The sequence below is a fragment of the Dietzia sp. KRD202 genome (assembly GCF_017168155.1).
In the GTDB taxonomy this organism is placed as follows: domain Bacteria; phylum Actinomycetota; class Actinomycetes; order Mycobacteriales; family Mycobacteriaceae; genus Dietzia; species Dietzia kunjamensis.
In genome coordinates this window covers 223,727-240,499 of record NZ_JABFAN010000019.1, presented here as the reverse complement: position 1 = coordinate 240,499, position 16,773 = coordinate 223,727, and the positions used below count along the sequence as shown (strand labels likewise).

Sequence of the window (16,773 nt, the reverse complement as noted above, 5' to 3'; positions counted from 1 at the left end):
GTGGCGGGTGGGATCCCGTCGACCACCACCGCCGCCTGCCACCCGCTCCCGTCGGGGCGGGTGTCGCCCGTACCCGGCGAGACCCTGCCCGATGCGATCGCCGGATCCCTCGCCCGGCGGGCGGTCGACGATCTCTCCGACCTCGCTCCGCCCGCCCACGGCTGCGGCCAGATCCTCGGCGCGACCCGCACCGGCGCCGCAGCCGCCATCCAGCTCGCCGGCCCCCACCTGCGGTCGGTGCTGCTCGCCGCCCGGCCCGCCGTCTGCCGGCAGGTCGCGTTCCGCGCGGTCGCGGCCGGGTACCGGGTGGCCGTGGTGACCGATGTCCCCGACCGGTGGAGCCCGCTGACCGCGATCGGTGACGAGACCCGCTACCGGATCGTCGACCCCGATTCCTCCGACGTGGGTGCCCCTGTCGACGCCGTGATGTGGGACGTCGACGGCCCGCTGACGGAGGGCAGGATCGACGCGCTCGCCGGGCCGGGCGGCCCGGATGTCACCCCGCCCACCGTCATCCGGGTGGACGCCGACTGGGAGCTGCGCGGCACCAGCCGCCTGTCCTCGGCCGCCGCGCCACCCGACCTCGTCCTGGACGGCCGGATCGACGGGTGGATCTCCGTGGAACCACGGGCCGGCGAACCCCGCCGCGTCTCGGTCGTGGCTGGGCCGGGCGAGGGCCCGTTCGTCGGGCCGCTCGCGTCACCGGACGGTAGCGCGACAGACGGTCTCACACCCTCAGGTGCTGCACCTTCCGCCACCCCGGGTCATCGGTGACGGTGACCGTCACCTCGCCCTGATCCCACCCGGACGCGGCCACCCGAAGCTGCTCGTGCGCCGGGGTGGTGGAGTCCACGTAGAAGTGCAGGAGGCGACGCCCGTCGCAGCTCTCCGCCCCCACGCATTCCCCGTTGCCCTCGAGGCGCTCCACCAGGTGGTCCTCCAGGTCCCGTAGGCCCGGCAGGGACAGGGACCCGGGCAACCCGCCGTCCTCTACATCCGTATACGGGACGTGGACGGCGACGTGGCGGTCGAACTCCGGCGCCGACAGCGCGACCAGCGGGACCCGGACCACGGCCACGAGCGGCCCGCGGCCCGTCTCCCCGTGGAGGATCTGCCACGCCGGGTCGCCCAGCTCATCGGTGTTGTCCGCCGCGAGCTCGCAGAGGATCTCCGGCAGTTCCCAGAGCGGGACCGCCTCGATGCCGGGCGCGGTGGCGTTGGCCCGGATCAGTCCGACCCAGGTCTCCACCTGCTCCTCCCCGCACAGCGCGTCCAGCAGCAGGTATGCGGCGATCCCCAGGTCCGCGCCGGACAGCCCGGTGAACGCCGGGTGGTGCACGGTGACGTCGGCGCGGGACAGGCCCAGGTCCACCACCACCTCCGCCTGGTCGAAATCCAGCCGGTGGTCCCGGAAGTACATCGCGCAGCCCCGCACGGGCTCGCGCAGGTCGGCGAAGGACCACGACTCATCGGCGTCCGGCGCCGCCGCCAGCCACCGGCGCGCGGCACCACGCAGCTCGGGGACCCCGGCCGCGGTGACGGTGAGGCGGTGCGGTCCGCCCTCATGAGCCGGGACGAACTCCCACGACAGTCGCGGGTCGATGGCCTCGATGAGCGAGGTGATCTCCGGAACCACCCGGCGGGCGTCACCCGAGTCGAGCGCTGCCGTCGCGCGGCGCCTGCCGCCCTCCGCCCACCATCGCCAGAAGGTGGTCACGGCCCTGTCCGACCGCAGTCGGGCCGTCTCCACGCGGACGCCGGAGAAGTCCAGCGATCGCGAGAGCTGCCGCGGTCGCACCGCACGGATCGCCATCTGTTCTCCTCCCGTCACCGCGGTCTTCGTGAACATGTCTCCACCCCAGTATCCGGATAACCCGACGATCGTGCCCGCGCCGACACACCCGCCGGGTGCCGAGCGGGCACTCGAGGGGCCTGAAGCGGGTGCGCCTGCGCGCCCACGCTGGCAGTGTCGTGCGTATGACCACCCCACATGATCTGGCCCGGCTCTCCTCCGGTACGCCCGAGGGCACGGAGCCGACGCGGCGGCCCGGCCCGCAGCCCCGCCCCGGCCACGACGGCCGGAGCGGCCCGCGGGTGCTCGTGATCGGCGCGACCGGGTACATCGGGTCGCGTCTCGTTCCCCGGCTGCTCGCCGACGGTGCCGAGGTGTCCGTGCTGGCCCGGACGCCGAAGCGCCTCGACGACGTGCCGTGGCGCGACGAGGTGACCATCCACTCCGGCGGCCTCGGGGACGCCGACGCGCTGCGCTCCGCCCTGCGCGACATCGACGTCGCCTGTCACCTCGTGCACTCGATGGGTGACTCCAAGGACTTCGAGCGGGAGGAGCGCGAGACCACCGAGGCGTTCGTCCGGGCCGCCGAGGAGGCGGGCATCGAGCGCATCGTCCACCTGTCCGGCCTCCACCCCGAGGACGAGACGGACCTTTCCCCGCACCTGCGCTCCCGAGCCGACGTCGCCCGGATCATGCTGGAGTCCACCGTTCCCGCGCTCGTGATCCAGGCCGGCGTCGTGATCGGATCGGGCTCCGCCTCGTTCGAGATGATCCGCCACCTCACCACCCGCCTGCCGGGGATGGTCACGCCCAAGTGGGTGAGCAACCGGATCCAACCCATCGCCGTGCGCGACGTGGTGCACTACCTCGCCGCGGCCACCACCTGCCCCCTCGAGGGCGACCTCGCCCACGGACGGGCCATCGACGTGGGCGGCCCGGACGTGCTGACGTACGGCCAGATGATGCAGATCTACGCCGAGGAGGCCGGCCTGCGTCGCCGCCTCATGGTCCCTGTCCCCGTCCTCACGCCCAAGCTGTCCTCCCTGTGGATGGGACTGGTCACCCCGCTCGAACCCGGCCTGGCCAAGCCCCTGGTGGAGTCGCTGCGCTGCGAGGCCGTGGTGCTGGTCGACGACGCCGACGAGGTGCTCGGACCCCCGCCCGGCGGACGGACCAGCTACCGGGATGCGCTGCGCGAGGCCCTGCGGGTCCCCCACGGCCCGGCTCGCCCGCCACTGTGGGACGGGGCCGACCCGCTGGACGATCCCGCGCGCCTGCTGCCCTCGGACGCCGACTGGGCCGGGGTCCGCCCGCCCACCATCGGGCGTGTGCGCGGCGGGCGATGAGCGACCAGCGAGAGGCGCCCGCCTCGCCCACCCACCGGTACCTGCGGGCGCTGCGATCGGGCGAGATGGACACCGCGCCCTCGCGGCCGGGTCGGAGGCGTGTCCTCGTCGTCGTCGTCACCCTCGTCGTCGGCGCGGCGGTGAACGCGTGGGCGCTACGGATACCCGCCGGCGACGCCATGTTCTACCCCGCCACCGCACTGCTGGCCGCGGTGTGGCTCGGCGGGGCGTTCGCCTCCGGGCCGATCCGGGTGGGCTGCGAACCGTACCGGCCCCGCCGGCCCGTCCTGTCGTCGGTGCTCACCGCGGCCGCGCTCGCCGTGGTGTTCTGCCTCGGCGGGCTCGTGGTGGCGAGGATCGAGCCGCTGCGCGACCCCGTCGACGCCCTGCTCGACCACGCCACCGTGGGCAACCTCGTCCTGGTGGCGCTCCTGACCGCGATCAACGGCGTCGCCGAGGAGTGCTTCCACCGCGGTGCCGTGTACTCGGCCGTCGCCAACCTGCGGCCAATCCTCACGACGACGGTGATCTACGCGACCGTCACGGCCACCGCGGGGATCCCACTCCTCGTGCTCGCGGCCGTCATCCTGGGACTGGTCACCGCCGTCCAGCGGCGGGCCACCGGCGGAGTGCTGGGCCCGGCGATCACGCACGTGGCGTGGTCGATGGTCATGCTGTTCGCCCTGGGCCCGATCCTCGACGCGGCGCCGGTCTAATCCCCACAGCAGCCCGCGCCGGACCCCGTCCCGGACGCCGCGCCCGGCCCGGCTCCGTCATCGGTGCCCACCGCCCCGCCCGGCCCCGGCCGCACCTCGCGGGTGACGAGGTTGCGCGCCGCCAGGTCGGCATCGGCCGGGTAGTCCACCCCCACCAGGGCGAGTCCGCACGCCGGCGCGACCGGAACCGCCGACGACCGCTCGGTCTCGGTGAGCAGCCCGCTGATCCAGTCGGGGCTGCGCCGGCCCTCCCCCACGGCCATCACGGCGCCCACCAGGCTGCGCACCATCGACCAGCAGAACGCGTCCGCACTCACCGACGCCGTCCACACCTCGGCGGCCCCCGGCGCGTCCTCACCGCGCGGGTCCGGCTCGGCACGCCAGTCGAAGCGCTGCAGCTCGCGGATGGTGGTGGCGCCCTCCCGGCGACGGCAGAACGCGGCGAAGTCGTGGAGCCCCAGCAGCCGTTCGGACGCGTCGCGCACCGCGTCGAGGTCGGCGCCGCGCTGCCAGGCGGCGGTGTCGCGCGCGCGGGTCGGCTCGGGCCCCCACGGCGCCGTGGTGAGGCGGTACTCGTAGTGCCGGCGCAGCGCGGAGAACCGGGCGTCGAACTCCTCCGGGGCCCACCGGGCGTCCATCACCGCGATGTCCGCCGGTAGCAACCGCGCGAGCCGACGCACGAGCGCCTCAGGGCGTCCCTCCAGCGAGCGCTGGTCCAACCACTGCGGGTCCACGTCGAGATGGCACACCTGCGCGCGCGCGTGCACCCCGGCGTCGGTGCGACCGGCGACCGTGAGGACGACCGGATTGCGCAGGATCTTCGCGAGTTCGGCCTCGAGCACCCCGCACACGGTCCTCAGTCCGGGCTGGCGCGCCCAGCCGGAGAAGTCGGTGCCGTCGTAGGCGACGTCCAGGCGGATCCGGCGGGTGCTCACGGCCTACAGACGCTAGACCACCGCCGCGCGTGCCCGCCACACCGCCCGCCGCGGGCCGTTCCGGCACGATGGGGACCATGTCCATGTCCTCGTCCCCCCACCGCGCCGCGCTTCTCGCCGTCGGTGCGGCCGTCGCCCTCGCCCTCGCCTCGTGTGCGCCCGGCGACGACGACGAGGCCCCGCCCGCCGCGGCCGGTGCCGCCGCCACCGGCACCACCGACACCACCAGAACCGACACCACCAGCGAGGCCGGGCCGGCGATCGGGCGATACGTGGCGCTGGGCGACTCGTTCGCCGCCCTGGGCCCGACCAACGCCCCCACGAGCGGGCCGGCGGGGTGCCTGCGATCGTCGCTCAACTACCCGTCGGTGCTCGCCGGGCAGCTGGACGCCGACGAGTTCGTGGACGTCACGTGTGGCGGCGCGAGGACCGTGGACATGACGGCGCCCCAGATCGCGCAGACACCACCGCAGTTCGACGCCCTCACCGCCGACACCGACCTCGTGACGCTCTCCATCGGCGGCAACGACATCGGGTTCGGCGCGATCGCCGGGTGCGTGGTGCAGACGCCCAGGGCTACAGACGAGGCCCCCTGCCGCGAACGGTTGTCCGCGGGGGTCTCGTCGTCACTCGAGGGGCTCGGGGCCCGTCTCGACGCGGTCCACGCCGGGATCCGGGAGCGGTCCCCCGCGGCCCGCGTCGTGGTGACCGCGTACATGCCACTCGTGCCGCCGGACGGCGGCTGCGACTTCACCGAACGCGTCAGCCCCGGCGACGTCACCTGGACGCGGGACGTCACCGACCGGGTCAACAGCGCGGTGACCGACGCGGCCGTCCGGGCCGGCGCCGAGATCGTCGTCCCCGACGACGCCGGGGAACGCCACGCCTGCGCCCCGGCGGACGAGCGGTACACCGACTTCACCGGTGCGGAGACCGGCTCGCATCCGATGCACCCCACCGCCGAGGGTCAGCGGGCGATGGCGGGCGCGGTCGCCGAGGTCCTCTGACCACCGGGCGCGCACGGCCGGGGCCCGCCCGCGCGGCTGTCGTCGTCCCGGTCGACGACGACAAGGGCCCCGCCACCGCGTGATGCGGTGGCGGGGCCCTGACGGCGTGATCCGATGCTGGCGATCAGGCCTTGTCGGCGTCCTCGCCCTCGGCGTGCGTGGTGTCCTCGGACACGGCCTCGGCGGTCTCTTCCGCGGCGTCGACCTGTGCGTCGTCGGCGGCCTCGACCTGATCGGCGATCGGGCTGTTGGCCTCGGCCTCGGCCGTGACGTCGTCGGTGGACTCCGCGGGGGCCGCGGCCGGCGCGGTGGCCGCCTTGGACGCCGCGGCGCGGGTGGCGCGCGAGGCCTCGGCGGAGGCGAGCTCCTCGGTGACGAGCGCGATCATCGCCATGGGCGCGTTGTCGCCCTTGCGGTTCTCGAGCTTGACGATCCGGGTGTAGCCACCGTCGCGGTTCGCGACCCGGGGGCCGATCTCGGCGAACAGCTTGTGCAGGACGTCCTTGTCGCGGATGACCTTGGCGGCCTCACGACGGTCGGCCAGCGTGCCACGACGCGCCTTGGTGATGAGCTTCTCCGCGTAGGGGCGCAGCAGCTTCGCCTTGGTCTCCGTGGTGCGGATCGCGTCGTGCTCGAACAGCTGGGTGGCCAGGTTCGAGAGGATGAGCCGCTGGTGGGCGGCGGATCCGCCGAGGCGGGCGCCCTTCTTGGGCTTGGGCATCAGATTCTCCTAGGAATGGTGTTCCGGGCGCTCGTCAGAGCTGCTCGGTCTCGGCGTAATCCTCGCCGCCCTCGTCGGTCCACGTGCCGGTCTCGGCGTCGTAGCCGGCGACCGAGGCGGGATCGAATCCGGGGGGCGCGTCCTTGAGGGACAGGCCGAGCTCCACGAGCTTGACCTTGACCTCGTCGATCGACTTCTGTCCGAAGTTCCGGATGTCGAGCAGGTCCGACTCACTGCGGGCCACGAGCTCGCCCACGGTGTGGACGCCCTCGCGCTTGAGGCAGTTGTAGGACCGGACCGACAGGTCCAGGTCGTCGATCGGCATACCGTAGGCGGCGATGTGGTCGGCCTCGGCCGGGCTCGGCCCGATCTCGATGCCCTCCGCCTCGTCGTTGAGCTCACGGGCGAGGCCGAAGAGCTCGACGAGGGTCTTGCCGGCGGACGCCAGGGCGTCCCGGGCGGTCATCGAGTTCTTGGTCTCGACGTCCAGGACCAGACGGTCGAAGTCGGTGCGCTGGTGCACACGGGTGGCCTCGACCTTGTAGGTCACCTTGAGCACGGGCGAGTAGATCGAGTCGACCGGGATCCGGCCGATCTCGTGGCCCGCGTCCTTGTTGAGCCCGGCGGGAACGTAGCCGCGGCCACGCTCGACGACCAGCTCGATCTCCAGCCGACCCTTCTCGTTGAGGGTGGCGATGTGCAGGTCCGGGTTGTGCACCTCGACGCCGGACGGCGGGACGATGTCACCGGCGGTGACGGCTCCCGGACCCTGCTTCTTGAGGTACATGGTGACCGGCTCGTCCTCGACGGACGAGACGACCAGGCCCTTGAGGTTGAGGATGATGTCGGTGACATCCTCCTTCACGCCCGGCACGGTGGTGAACTCGTGCAGGACGCCCTCGATGCGGATGCTGGTCACGGCCGCGCCCGGGATGGACGACAGCAGCGTGCGCCGCAGCGAGTTGCCGATGGTGTAGCCGAAACCGGGCTCGAGGGGCTCGAGCACGAACCGCGAGCGGTTCTCGGAGACGACCTCCTCGGTGAGGGTGGGCCGCTGGGAGATGAGCATGTGCTACCTCTTTCGATTCTCGACGCCCGCTATTTGACGCCGTGGGAACCCACCGTCGCCGGGCGGGCCGCGGTGTGCGGCCCGCCCGGCGACGAGGGGGGACAGATCACTTCGAGTAGAGCTCGACGATCAACTGCTCCTGCAGCGGCACATCGATCTGCGCGCGCTCGGGGAGCTGGTGGACGAGGACCCGCAGGGTCGTCGGGACGACCTGCAGCCACGCCGGGACGGGACGCTCGCCGAGGGTCTCCTGGGCGATCTCGAACCAGTCCATCTTGGTGGACTTGGGACGGACGTCGACGATGTCGTACTGCGAGACCCGGTAGCTCGGGATGGTGACCTTCTGGTCGTTGACCAGGAAGTGACCGTGGGCCACGAGCTGACGGGCCTGGCGACGCGTCCGCGCGAGACCCGCGCGGTACACGACGTTGTCCAGTCGCGACTCGAGGATCTGCAGGAGGTTCTCACCGGTCTTGCCGGCGCGGCGGTTCGCCTCCTCGTAGTAACGACGGAACTGCTTCTCCATCACGCCGTAGGTGAAGCGGGCCTTCTGCTTCTCCTGCAGCTGGGTGCGGTACTCGGACTCCTTGATCCGCGCGCGGCCGTGGTGACCGGGCGGGAAGGGCCGACGCTCGAATGCGGTGTCTCCACCCACGAGGTCCACGCCCAGACGGCGGGACTTGCGGGTGACGGGGCCGGTGTAACGTGCCATGATTTAGTGCGTTCCTTCCGGCTCAGACTCGACGCCGCTTGGGCGGACGACAGCCGTTGTGGGGCTGGGGGGTGACATCGGAGATCGTGCCCACCTCGAGGCCGGCGGCCTGGAGCGAGCGGATCGCGGTCTCACGTCCCGAGCCGGGGCCCTTGACGAACACGTCGACCTTCTTGACGCCGTGCTCCTGCGCCTTGCGGGCCGCGTTCTCGGCGGCGAGCTGGGCGGCGAAGGGCGTCGACTTGCGCGAGCCCTTGAAGCCGACGTGGCCGGAGGACGCCCATGCGAGGACGCCACCGGACGGGTCGGTGATCGAGACGATCGTGTTGTTGAACGTGCTCTTGATGTGGGCCTGGCCCAGGGGCACGTTCTTCTTTTCCTTGCGACGGCCCGTCTTCTTGGGGCCCGCAGCGCGTGACTTGGGGGGCATTACTTCTTCTTTCCGGCGACGGTCTTCTTCGGACCCTTACGGGTACGGGCGTTGGTCTTGGTGCGCTGTCCACGGACCGGCAGGCCACGGCGGTGGCGCAGGCCCTGGTAGCTACCGATCTCGATCTTCCGGCGGATGTCGCCCTGGACCTCGCGGCGGAGGTCACCCTCTACCTTGTAGTTGCCCTCGATGTCGTCACGAAGGACGGTCAACTGCTCGTCGGTGAGGTCCTTGGTGCGCAGATCCGGGCTGATGCCCGTACGCCCCAGGATCTCCAGCGACCGGGTGCGACCGATGCCGAAAATGTAGGTGAGCGCGATCTCCATGCGCTTGTCGCGCGGGAGATCAACGCCGGCTAGACGTGCCATGTGGCGTTTCTCTTTCGTCGTGCGGTAGGTCTGCTCCCCGACCGTCCCCGTTGTCGGATGGTCATCTCACGATGAGCAACCGTCCGGGGCCCCGGCCTCCGCTTCCGAGGGTGTGATCCCGCCGGCCCCTGTGGGGCTCGGCGGCTGGTGCGGGGAGTTGAGCGTCTTACTTGTACCGGTAGACGATCCGGCCGCGGGTCAGGTCGTAGGGCGAGAGCTCCACGACCACGCGGTCCTCGGGGAGGATGCGGATGTAGTGCTGCCGCATCTTCCCACTGATGTGTGCGAGGACCTTGTGCCCGTTCTCGAGTTCGATGCGGAACATTGCGTTCGGCAACGGCTCAACGACACGGCCCTCGACCTCGATGGCTCCGTCTTTCTTTGCCATGCTGGTTACGGTCCTCCACGATTCCCCGGGTGACGTCTACCGGATTGTCGGTGCACTGGTGGGCACACCGACGTATAAGCCTACGTCAGGTGATGGATCTGCGCCAATCGGGCACCGACAGGGCCCTCGCCGCCCGCTCGGCGTCCCCTCGGCGGTCCCGGTGACCGACGGTCAGACGTAGCAGGCCCGCCCCGCGGGCACCCCGTCGAAGCGCTGCTGGAGCCAGTTCATCGCCGCGGGCAGTTTCTCCACCGCGCCCATGAGGTGCTCCGGCGCGAGTCCCGGCTCCCACGTCAGCGGCGCGCCCTCTCGGCAGTACCGCTTGGCGGTCTCCTCCGCGTCCCAGAACGGCACGAGCGGGTCGGTCCCGGAATGCCACATGAACACCGGGACCCGGGGCACGTCCGGGCTCTGACGGATGCTGTTCTCCGCGAACGCCCGCATCAGCCCCTCCTCTGCCAGGAGGTCGCCTCCCCGGAGGACCATCGGGACGGACCGGAACGCCCCGACCGTCAACAGGGTCGCGGTGCAGCGCCCCTTCAGCTGGCTGTAGAGCGCCCACCCGTCCGGCGTGAGCTTCTCCTCGAGCCGGATCGCCTCCGGGTACTCCCGCGCCATGCCGACAGCCGCGGCGAACGCCAGGCCGAACGCCGGGTGCGGCCAGTTGCCGACCATCCGCGCCATCGTGGTCATGTCGGTCGGGACACCGCCCTGCGCCACCCCGACCAGATTCACGTCCGGGGCGTAGTCGTCGTGCAGGAGCGACACCCACGCGCTCGCGATGCCGCCCCCGGAGTAGCCGAGGGCGCCGAACCGGCTGTGCCTGGAATCGAAGCGGGGGTCGTCCCGCACCGCACGCATCCCGTCCAACACGATCCGGCCCGACAACTGACCGCCGGGATAGGCGACCTTCGGACCGAGGTGGTCCGGGATGATGATCGTCCATCCCTGGTCCAGACGCGTCCGCAGGAAGACCATCGCGTTGTCCTGCACGGTCTCCAGCGTCGGGTGGACGAGGGTCTCGGTGGGCGCGCATCGCTGTCCGAGCGCATTGAGGTAGTGCTGGTAGCTCAACACCGGACCGTCGGGGCGGGCGTGGTGCGGCCGGACGACCGTCGCGGTGGCCAGTAGCGGCCGATCGCGGGAGTCGGTCGACCGGTAGGCGATCTCGGTGACCCGGTATCCGAGGAACGCCGGCATGGTCACGTCCCGGGAGTTGATCACCTCACCGAGAGGGGCGTCCGCGAGGTGTTGCGGATCCGCGTGGTAGAACGGTCCCGGCTGGGGATCCGCCTCGATCGACCCCGCGCCCCCCTCCATCACCGACTGGGCGGTGGAGGGGGCGACGCCCGGGCCCGAGATGTGGACGAGGGCGACAGCGAGCGTCACGACCAGCGCGACGGCTCCCCGTACGACTGATCGACGCGCGACGGACTCCTGCTCAGCGAGCATGCCGGGACCTTTCGAAGCATATGTTCACTACCGGCACACACTGTAACCCGGTGTGGGCGACCGTCAGCGGTCGACCCGCTCCGATCCCCCGGAGTGGCGACCCCGGTCGCGGTGCGTCCTCAGCTGCGCGGGCGGGGTGTGAGGATCCGGGGGCCGTCCGCCGTCACGGCGACCGTGTGTTCCCAGTGCGCCGCCGGCGACCCGTCGACGGTGACGACCGTCCAGTCATCGGACAGGGTCCGGGTGTCGGTCTCACCGCCCAGCACGAGCATCGGCTCGACCGCCAGGACCGAACCCTCCTGCAGCCGGGGGCCGCGTCCGGGCTTGCCCTCGTTGGCGAGGAATGGCCATTCGTGCATCTCGCGGCCGATCCCGTGGCCCCCGAAACCGTCGACGATGCCCAGGCTGACGCCGTGACGCTCCTCCGCCCTCCGCGTCGCCACCTCGAGAGCGTGCGAGACGTCGGTGAGCTTGTTCCCGGGCAGCATCGCCAGGATGCCCTCCTCGAGGACCTCCCGCGTGGCGTCGTTGAGGGTCGCGACCTCCGGGGCGAGAGTCCCCACCCCGAATGACCACGCGGAGTCCCCGTGCCACCCGTCGAGGATGGCGCCGCAGTCGATGGAGACGAGGTCCCCGTCCCCCAGGACGGTGTCGGGCCCGGGGATCCCGTGCACCACGACGTCGTTGACCGAGGAGCAGATCGATCCCGGGAACCCCTCGTACCCCTTGAAGGAGGGCACGGCCCCGGCGTCCCGGATCAGTTGCTCGACGACCTCGTCGAGGTCACCGGTGGTGGCACCCGGGACAGCGGCCTCGCGGGCGGCGATCAACGCCCGTCCGACGATACGACCGGCCGCCTCCATGGCGTCCAACTCACCCGGGGTACGCGCGGTGACCACGCCCTTGCGGGACCGTCCGAACACGGCGGGCGTCAGCGTCCCAGCGCGGCGAGCGCGCGTGCGTTGATCTCGTCGACCTCACCGACGGCGTCGATGCTCTTGACCTCGCCGGCGTAGTACTCGAGCAGCGGAGCCGTCTCCGACCGGTAGACCGCCATGCGGTTCCTGATGACGTCCTCGGTGTCGTCTTCCCGGCCCCGGGCGAGCATGCGCGCGACCACGGTGTCGTCGTCGACCTTGAACTCGAGGACCGCGTCGAGGGAGTGGCCGGCCTCGCCGAGCATCTCCTTGAGCGCGTCCGCCTGCGCTGCACTGCGGGGGTACCCGTCCAGGAGGAAGCCCTCGGTGGCGTCGGGCTCGGCGATGCGCGCGGCGACCATGCGGTTCGTCACCTCGGCGGGGACGAGGTTGCCGGCGTCGATGTAGCTCTTGGCCTCCTTCCCGAGGTCGGTGCCCTGGGAGATGTTGGCGCGGAACAGATCACCCGTCGAGATGTGTGGGACGCCGAGCTTCTCCGAGAGCAGAGCCGCCTGGGTGCCCTTGCCGGCTCCGGGAGGGCCGAGGAGGACGAGACGCATGGTGGGGACCAGCCTTTCTACAGTTGGTGTGCTCGGACGAGGCCGCGCCTACTTGAGGAAGCCCTCGTAGTTGCGCTGCATCAGCTGCGCCTCGACCTGCTTCACGGTGTCGAGGCCCACGGAGACCATGATGAGCACAGCGGTGCCGCCGAACGGCATGTTCTGCAGATCTCCACCCCCGCTGCCCATGTCGAGGAAGACGTTGGGCAGTACCGCGATCAGACCGAGGTACAGCGAACCGAACAGCAGGATCCGGTTGAGGACATAGCCCAGGTATTCGGCCGTCGGGCGGCCCGGGCGGATGCCCGGGATGAACCCGCCGTACTTCTTCATGTTCTCGGCCTGCTCCATCGGGTCGAACTGGATGGCCACGTAGAAGTACGCGAAGAAGATGATGAGGGCGAAGTACAGGAGGATGTAGCCCCAGCTGGAGGGGTTCTGCAGGTACTGCATGACGTACCGCTGCCAGAACCCGTCGCTCGACGGCTCGGGCCCCTGGATCAGCTGGGTGATGAGGATCGGCACGTACATCAGCGACGACGCGAAGATCACCGGGATGACGCCGGCCTGGTTGACCTTGAGCGGCAGGTACGTGGAGGTGCCGCCGTACTGGCGACGGCCGACCATGCGCTTGGCGTACTGGACGGGGATCCGGCGCTGACCCTGCTCGACGAAAACGACGGCGACGACGATGAGGACGACCGCGAACATGACGGCCGCGAACTTCATGGTCGACGAGTTCTGGTAGATGTTCACGCCCTCGGCCGGGATGCGGGACGCGATGCCGGCGAAGATGAGCAGCGACATCCCGTTACCGACGCCACGGTCGGTGATGAGTTCGCCGAACCACATGACGAGTGCGGCGCCCGCGGTCATGACGATGACGATGGTGAGCAGCGTGAGGATGTTGTCGTCCATCAGGACGGACTGGCCGTTGCCGAGGAGCTGCCCCCGGTCGGCCAGCGCGACGATGCCGGCGGACTGCAGGACGGCGAGCGCGATGGTGAGATAACGCGTGTACTGCGTCATCTTCGCCTGGCCGGACTGCCCCTCCTTCTTCAACTGCTCGAAGTACGGGATCACCACCGTGAGCAGCTGGACAATGATGCTCGCGGTGATGAAGGGCATGATGCCGATCGCGAAGACCGACAACTGCAGCAGGGCGCCACCGGAGAAGAGGTTCACCAGGGAGAACAACTGTGCGTTGTCCCCGGTCATCGCCGTGTCGAGCAGACCCCGGAGCTTGGGGTAGTCGACGCCGGGCGACGGGATCTGCGCGCCGATCCGGTAGAGGATGATGATCCCCAGGGTGAAGAAGATCTTCTTCCTCAGGTCCCGGTCCTTGATCGCGGACGCGAGTGCGGAGAGCACATGTCCTCCTGGTCGTGGTCGGCCGTCGGGCCGCCGGTCGTCGAAAGCAGATGCGCCGGGGGAAGTCGGGCCGACCTTCCGGCGGGCGCCGACCCCGAAACGCACAACGGGAAAACTCTATCAAGACGAGCGCAGGGGCCGGATCCGAGACTCTCGGACCCGACCCCTGCACCCGTCATCGACCCGTGAACGGGCCGGGCGGGGTATCAGGCCCCGGCCTCCGACACGCTTCCGCCGGCGGCCTCGATCTTGCTCTTGGCCGAGGCGGAGACCTTGTCGGCGGTCACGGTGACGGCCACGGAGATGTCCCCGTCGCCCAGCACCTTGACCGGCTGGTTCTTCCGGACCGCGCCCGCGGCCACGAGCTCGGACACGCCGACCTCGCCGCCCTGCGGGAACAGCCGCTGGATGTCGGACACGTTGACGACCTGGAAGACGACCTTGTTGCGGTTCTTGAAGCCCTTGAGCTTCGGGAGCCGCATGTGGATCGGCATCTGGCCGCCCTCGAACGCCGCGGGGACGTTCTTACGCGCCTTGGTGCCCTTGGTACCGCGGCCGGCGGTCTTGCCGCGCTTGCCGCCCTCGCCGCGACCCACTCGGATCTTCTCGGCGTGCGACCCGGGAGCCGGGCGCAGGTGATGCAACTTGATAGTCATTCTCACTCCGTCTCTTCGACCACGACGAGGTGGTTCACGACGTTGATGAGACCCCGGGTCTGCGCGTTGTCCTCACGCACGACCGTCTTCCGGATGCCCTTGAGGCCGAGCGTACGCAGGGAGTCCCGCTGGTTCTTCTTGGTCCCCACGGTCCCGCGGACCTGGGTGATCTTGAGGCTAGCCATGATCAGGCCCCCTGTCCGGCACGCGCACGGAGCATACCCGCGGGCGCGACGTCCTCGATCGGCAGGCCGCGACGAGCCGCGACCTCCTCGGGACGATGCAGACCCTTGAGCGCCGCCACGGTCGCGTGGACCACGTTGATGGCGTTGTCCGACCCCAGAGACTTGCACAGGATGTCGTTGACTCCGGCACACTCGAGCACCGCGCGAGCGGCGCCACCGGCGATGACACCGGTACCCGGCGAGGCGGGGCGGAGCATGACGACGCCGGCAGCAGCCTCACCCTGGATCGGGTGGGGGATGGTGGAGGCGATGAGCGGAACGCGGAAGAAGTTCTTCCGTGCCTCCTCCGATCCCTTCTGGATCGCCGCCGGCACCTCCTTGGCCTTGCCGTACCCGACGCCGACCATGCCGTTGCCGTCACCCAGGATCACCAGGGCGGTGAAGCTGAAGCGCCGACCACCCTTGACGACCTTGGAGACACGGTTGATGGTGACGACGCGCTCGATGTACTGCGACTTCTCCTCGTCGCGGCCGCGACGATCGTCGCGACCCCGGCCACGACCGCGGTCTCCGCCGCGGCCCTGGGCGTTGTCGGTGGTGGTCTTGTTGTCTGCGGCGGGGCCGTTGCTTCCGCCGTCACGACGCTGACGTCCCGGCATCAGACGGTCCTTCCGTTAGCGAACAGTGCAGTGGTGTTGGTCATCAGAACTCCAGCCCACCCTCGCGGGCGGCGTCGGCGAGGGACGCGATCCGGCCGTGGTACTTGTTGCCACCACGGTCGAACACGACGGCGTCGATGCCGGCAGCCTTGGCGCGCTCGGCCAGGAGCTGGCCGACCTTCGCGCTGCGGGCCTTCTTGTCGCCCTCGAGGGAGCGCACATCCGCCTCGATGGTGGAGGCTGCGGCCAGCGTGTGGCCGGCCAGATCGTCGATGATCTGGGCGTGGATGTGACGCGAGGACCGGTTGACGACCAACCGCGGACGCTCCGGCGTACCGGAGACCTTCTTGCGGAGTCGGTAATGGCGCCGGGCGCGACCCTCGCGACGTGCGGTGGAGACATCGGTGCCCAGCGGTGAACGCTTCTTGGTGCTGCTCATGATCACTTACCCGTCTTTCCGACCTTGCGACGGACCTGTTCGCCGGCGTAGCGGATGCCCTTGCCCTTGTACGGGTCGTGCTTCCGCAGTCGCTTGATGTTGGCGGCGATCTGGCCCACCTGCTGCTTGTCGATCCCGGAGATCGAGAACTTGGTCGCACCGTCGACGGCGAACGTGATGCCGTCGGGAGCGGTGACCGGAACCGGATGCGAGTAGCCCAGGGCGAATTCGAGATCCTGGCCCTTGGCCACGACGCGGTAACCGACGCCGAAGATCTCCATGTCCTGCTTGTAGCCCTCCGTGACGCCGACGATCATGTTGTTGACCAGCGAGCGGGACAGGCCGTGCAGTGACCGGTTGTCGCGGTGGTCGTCGGGACGGTTCACCGTGACGGTGCCGTCCTCGATCGAGACCGAGATCGCCCCGGGCAGAACCTGCGAGAGCTCGCCCTTGGGACCCTTGACGGTGACGGTCTGGCCGTCGACCCTGATGTCGACACCGGACGGGACGGTGATCGGAGCCTTGCCGATACGTGACATTTCTCGCCCCCCTTACCAGACGTGGGCGAGGACTTCCCCGCCCACCTTCTTGTTGTTCGCCTGGCGGTCCGTGAGCAGACCCTGGGACGTCGAGATGATCGCGACGCCCAGGCCACCGAGGACCTTGGGCAGTTCGGTGGACTTGGCGTACACGCGCAGACCCGGCTTCGAGATGCGCTTGATGCCCTGGATGCTGCGCTGGCGCGAGGGGCCGTACTTGAGGTCGATGGTGAGCTTCTTGCCCACCTCTGCGTCCTCGACGTTGTAGCCCGCGATGTAACCCTCCTGCTGGAGGATGGCAGCGATGTTGCCCTTGAGCTTCGAATGCGGCATCGACACGGTGTCGTGGTACGCCGAATTGGCGTTACGCACACGCGTCAGCATGTCCGCGATGGGATCGGTCATCGACATGGATGGACCATGTTCCTTTCTCGTAACGGTTCCCATGCAACACGTCCCGTACGGCGACCTGTGGGCCGCCCACGTGACGTCGTGGGCCTATCACGAAGAG

Annotated in this window: 21 protein-coding genes and 1 pseudogene; 4 read left to right on the top strand and 18 right to left on the bottom strand. The window is 70.1% G+C overall.

All coding sequences use genetic code 11. From position 1 onward, the window contains the following. A pseudogene (locus J1M64_RS16805) lies at positions 1-774 on the top strand (hypothetical protein); the annotation flags it as partial. Here the strand turns inward: J1M64_RS16805 and J1M64_RS16800 are convergent. Beyond that, the gene (locus J1M64_RS16800) at positions 728-1,849 is read right to left on the bottom strand and encodes a DUF695 domain-containing protein (RefSeq protein ID WP_241261663.1); all 1,122 of its coding nucleotides are present in this window, start codon (positions 1,847-1,849) and stop codon (positions 728-730) included. The pseudogene J1M64_RS16805 and the gene J1M64_RS16800 overlap by 47 nt on opposite strands. Before the next feature lie 128 nt (positions 1,850-1,977). Here J1M64_RS16800 and J1M64_RS16795 point away from each other — a divergent pair, with 128 nt between their 5' ends. Then, positions 1,978-3,138, top strand: coding sequence for an NAD(P)H-binding protein (locus J1M64_RS16795; protein ID WP_206474891.1), 1,161 nt, complete (start codon positions 1,978-1,980; stop codon positions 3,136-3,138). Continuing rightward, entirely contained in the window at positions 3,135-3,854 is a 720-nt protein-coding gene (locus J1M64_RS16790; RefSeq protein WP_241261662.1) for a CPBP family intramembrane glutamic endopeptidase, read from the top strand. Before J1M64_RS16795 ends, J1M64_RS16790 begins: the two co-directional genes overlap by 4 nt. Here J1M64_RS16790 and truA read toward each other — a convergent pair. Next, positions 3,851-4,789, bottom strand: coding sequence for a tRNA pseudouridine(38-40) synthase TruA (gene truA / locus J1M64_RS16785; RefSeq protein WP_307872472.1), 939 nt, complete (start codon positions 4,787-4,789; stop codon positions 3,851-3,853). The genes J1M64_RS16790 and truA overlap by 4 nt on opposite strands. Before the next feature lie 77 nt (positions 4,790-4,866). On the opposite strand from truA, the gene J1M64_RS16780 reads away from it, so the two are divergent. After that, a complete protein-coding gene (locus J1M64_RS16780) occupies positions 4,867-5,796 on the top strand; it encodes an SGNH/GDSL hydrolase family protein (RefSeq protein WP_241261661.1) in 930 nt (309 codons plus the stop codon). 124 nt (positions 5,797-5,920) lie between these two features. Here the strand turns inward: J1M64_RS16780 and rplQ are convergent, their stop codons facing one another. The 16 genes from rplQ to rpsH form a co-directional block, all read right to left on the bottom strand. Then, positions 5,921-6,517 carry a 50S ribosomal protein L17 gene (rplQ, locus tag J1M64_RS16775; protein ID WP_067716624.1) on the bottom strand — a complete coding sequence of 199 codons (597 nt, stop codon included), beginning with the start codon at positions 6,515-6,517 and terminating at the stop codon, positions 5,921-5,923. 34 nt (positions 6,518-6,551) lie between these two features. Then, the gene (locus J1M64_RS16770; RefSeq protein WP_067716627.1) at positions 6,552-7,586 is read right to left on the bottom strand and encodes a DNA-directed RNA polymerase subunit alpha; all 1,035 of its coding nucleotides are present in this window, start codon (positions 7,584-7,586) and stop codon (positions 6,552-6,554) included. Between the two features lie 106 nt (positions 7,587-7,692). Beyond that, positions 7,693-8,298, bottom strand: coding sequence for a 30S ribosomal protein S4 (gene rpsD / locus J1M64_RS16765; protein WP_067716630.1), 606 nt, complete (start codon positions 8,296-8,298; stop codon positions 7,693-7,695). 22 nt (positions 8,299-8,320) lie between these two features. After that, positions 8,321-8,728 (bottom strand): 30S ribosomal protein S11, encoded by a 408-nt coding sequence (rpsK, locus tag J1M64_RS16760; RefSeq protein WP_067716633.1) that lies wholly within the window; start codon positions 8,726-8,728, stop codon positions 8,321-8,323. Then, positions 8,728-9,096 carry a 30S ribosomal protein S13 gene (gene rpsM / locus J1M64_RS16755; RefSeq protein WP_067716635.1) on the bottom strand — a complete coding sequence of 123 codons (369 nt, stop codon included), beginning with the start codon at positions 9,094-9,096 and terminating at the stop codon, positions 8,728-8,730. The genes rpsK and rpsM overlap by 1 nt, the downstream gene beginning before the upstream one ends. 166 nt (positions 9,097-9,262) lie before the next feature. After that, entirely contained in the window at positions 9,263-9,484 is a 222-nt protein-coding gene (infA, locus tag J1M64_RS16750) for a translation initiation factor IF-1 (RefSeq protein WP_005140011.1), read from the bottom strand. A 171-nt stretch (positions 9,485-9,655) separates the two neighbouring features. Further along, the gene (locus J1M64_RS16745; RefSeq protein WP_206474890.1) at positions 9,656-10,936 is read right to left on the bottom strand and encodes a lipase family protein; all 1,281 of its coding nucleotides are present in this window, start codon (positions 10,934-10,936) and stop codon (positions 9,656-9,658) included. Positions 10,937-11,055: 119 nt separating this feature from the next. Continuing rightward, a complete protein-coding gene (gene map / locus J1M64_RS16740; protein WP_206474889.1) occupies positions 11,056-11,859 on the bottom strand; it encodes a type I methionyl aminopeptidase in 804 nt (267 codons plus the stop codon). Between the two features lie 8 nt (positions 11,860-11,867). Continuing rightward, positions 11,868-12,413, bottom strand: coding sequence for an adenylate kinase (locus tag J1M64_RS16735; RefSeq protein WP_206474888.1), 546 nt, complete (start codon positions 12,411-12,413; stop codon positions 11,868-11,870). 48 nt (positions 12,414-12,461) lie between these two features. After that, positions 12,462-13,784: a preprotein translocase subunit SecY gene (gene secY / locus J1M64_RS16730; protein ID WP_067716644.1), complete on the bottom strand. Its 1,323-nt coding sequence runs from the start codon at positions 13,782-13,784 to the stop codon at positions 12,462-12,464. A gap of 206 nt (positions 13,785-13,990) precedes the next feature. Further along, positions 13,991-14,440, bottom strand: coding sequence for a 50S ribosomal protein L15 (gene rplO / locus J1M64_RS16725; RefSeq protein ID WP_067716646.1), 450 nt, complete (start codon positions 14,438-14,440; stop codon positions 13,991-13,993). Between the two features lie 2 nt (positions 14,441-14,442). Then, positions 14,443-14,625, bottom strand: a complete 183-nt coding sequence (gene rpmD / locus J1M64_RS16720; RefSeq protein ID WP_067716649.1) for a 50S ribosomal protein L30 — start codon at positions 14,623-14,625, stop codon at positions 14,443-14,445. 2 nt (positions 14,626-14,627) lie between these two features. Beyond that, entirely contained in the window at positions 14,628-15,284 is a 657-nt protein-coding gene (rpsE, locus tag J1M64_RS16715) for a 30S ribosomal protein S5 (RefSeq protein WP_067716652.1), read from the bottom strand. A 43-nt stretch (positions 15,285-15,327) separates the two neighbouring features. Continuing rightward, complete coding sequence (gene rplR, locus J1M64_RS16710; RefSeq protein ID WP_067716997.1) at positions 15,328-15,723, bottom strand: 50S ribosomal protein L18; 396 nt, start codon at positions 15,721-15,723, stop codon at positions 15,328-15,330. A 2-nt stretch (positions 15,724-15,725) separates the two neighbouring features. Further along, the gene (gene rplF, locus J1M64_RS16705; RefSeq protein WP_067716654.1) at positions 15,726-16,262 is read right to left on the bottom strand and encodes a 50S ribosomal protein L6; all 537 of its coding nucleotides are present in this window, start codon (positions 16,260-16,262) and stop codon (positions 15,726-15,728) included. A gap of 12 nt (positions 16,263-16,274) precedes the next feature. Continuing rightward, the gene (gene rpsH / locus J1M64_RS16700; RefSeq protein ID WP_067716657.1) at positions 16,275-16,673 is read right to left on the bottom strand and encodes a 30S ribosomal protein S8; all 399 of its coding nucleotides are present in this window, start codon (positions 16,671-16,673) and stop codon (positions 16,275-16,277) included. Positions 16,674-16,773 lie beyond the last annotated feature (100 nt).